This window comes from Amycolatopsis thailandensis, assembly GCF_002234405.1.
Classification (GTDB): domain Bacteria; phylum Actinomycetota; class Actinomycetes; order Mycobacteriales; family Pseudonocardiaceae; genus Amycolatopsis; species Amycolatopsis thailandensis.
Map to the genome: position 1 here is coordinate 1 of NZ_NMQT01000346.1, position 1,864 is coordinate 1,864.

General features: G+C 68.9%; 1 protein-coding gene and 1 pseudogene. Both read right to left on the bottom strand.

Features of this window, described 5'->3' with window-relative positions:
- Positions 1 to 201: pseudogene (locus CFP71_RS42800) on the bottom strand (hypothetical protein); the annotation flags it as partial.
- 343 nt (positions 202 to 544) lie between these two features.
- Positions 545 to 1,864, bottom strand: a 1,320-nt coding sequence (locus tag CFP71_RS42805; RefSeq protein ID WP_244200054.1) for a tannase/feruloyl esterase family alpha/beta hydrolase, incomplete at its 5' end; no start/stop codon positions are given.

Genomic DNA, 1,864 nt, shown 5'->3' on the forward strand with positions numbered 1-1,864 from the left:
CCCCACCACCCACACCCCCACTCTTTCCCTACACGGCGCTCGCCCGATCCCCCGGGCCATCGCGGCCAGGACGTCGGACTGGGTCTGGTCTGCCGAAGCGGCTTCCTGACCGGCGTTCGCGCTGGGGGTGAGCGCGATGGCGGTGAGCAGGCCTGCCCCGGTTATGGCCGCGGCTGTCGCGGCGAGGATCTTTCTGTTCATGTCGACGCTTTCCTCGGAAACGGGCGGGGGAGGGGAGATGCGTTCCCGACCGTACGAGGCGGATCACCCGACTGGTACATACCATTTGGGTCATATCGCCCGCCTCGAAAGCAGGGTGATATGACGCGCTGGTGTGGTGATTGGCGTTGCGGTGCAAGGAGTTTCGGTCCCCGGGAAGGGTGCCGTGCTCAGTGTCCGAACTGCTTCGTCGCGATGTCCCTCGTTGTGAATACCGTACTTTTGAGGGGTTCGGCAAAGGTAATCCCGGAAGTTCTCACAGAGTGAGGAAGTGCCCGTCGTGCCGGAGGGGGCGGCGGCACGACGGGCACGGGTGTGGTGGACCTCAGTGAGCGGTGCAGCGGTAGCTCGTGGCCACCGCCGGATCACCGTGGCCGCGGTAGCGCGAGACCTGCGGATAGGGGCAGAGATCGCGGGTCAGGGTCTTGTCCGCGTTCGCCGCCGGCAGGGTCGCCGGGGCCTTGCCGTGTTCGACCCAGTCGACGAGCGCGCCCAGCGCGTTCGTCGGCGCGGCGCCCGCTCCGCCGAAGCAGTGCGCGACACCCGGGGCGAGGAACAGCCGGTAGAAGTCGTCGACCCGCCTCGGGCCGCCCATCTCCCGCTCCACCTCGCGGCGGTACTGGAGCGTGCCGCCCGGCGGGATCAGCTGGTCGTCACTGCCGACGAACGTGATCAGCTTGCCGCCCGCCCGGCGGAAGTCCGACAGATCGGGGTCGGAGGTCCCGATGACCTCGTCGTACTCCCGCACCGACTGGCGGAACAGGTCGGCGAACTGGCGGTAGGTGATCTTCTCGGTGTCGAACCCGGGCTGCTTCTTCAGGAAGGTCTTCACCCAGCCCGTGGCCACCGGGAACCCCGGTGCGTTCGTCACCGGGCCGAAGTCCGCGCCCTTGGGGAGACCCGCCCAGAGCCGTTGCCCGTGTTCGTCGGTCGGCCCGGCCCAGATCTTGCGCACGACCTCGGCGTCCGCGGCCGTGACAGTGACCTCCTTGCCCTCGCAGAGCACCTTCGTGCCGATGAGGGAGCGAGGGTCGTAGCCGCATTCGTCCGGTCGGTCCACGATGCCGTTGGTGACCCCGTCCCGGCCGTCGCAGGCCTTGATCGCTGCCTGCTGGAACGCGGTGAAGACACAGGTCGCCGGGTAGGTCTTCTCCTGGTTCATCACGACGCGCGGCCAGAGGGTCGCGACCGCGAACTCGGCCCAGTGCACGGCGGGGGCGTTCGCCAGGACACCGTCGAAGTCCCCGGGGTGGTTCTGCGCTTCGGAGTAGCCCTGACGGCCGCCGGTCGAGCAGCCGTTCCAGTACGAATAGCCGACGGCCCGCTGATAGAACTTCCGGGTCACGTCCTTCCCGATGACGGCGGCCTCGTGTACGGACCGGGTCGCGAAGTTCGTCACCAGCGGCTTGTCGATCTCGCCCGCCGGCGTGAGCGCCCACGAGGTGTCGAGGAAGGTCAGGGGGACGCCGGCGTCGGTCGTCACGCCGCTGTAGCCGTCCTTGACCGCCTGGACGAGCGGGGCGCCGAAGTCACCGGCGGTGTAGGCACTGCCGCCGACCGCCTGGAGCCTGCCCGTCCACCCGGTCCGCGGGAGCGCGACGGCCACCTTGACGTGGTCTCCGGCCTTCCCGTGGGTCAGCGTGAC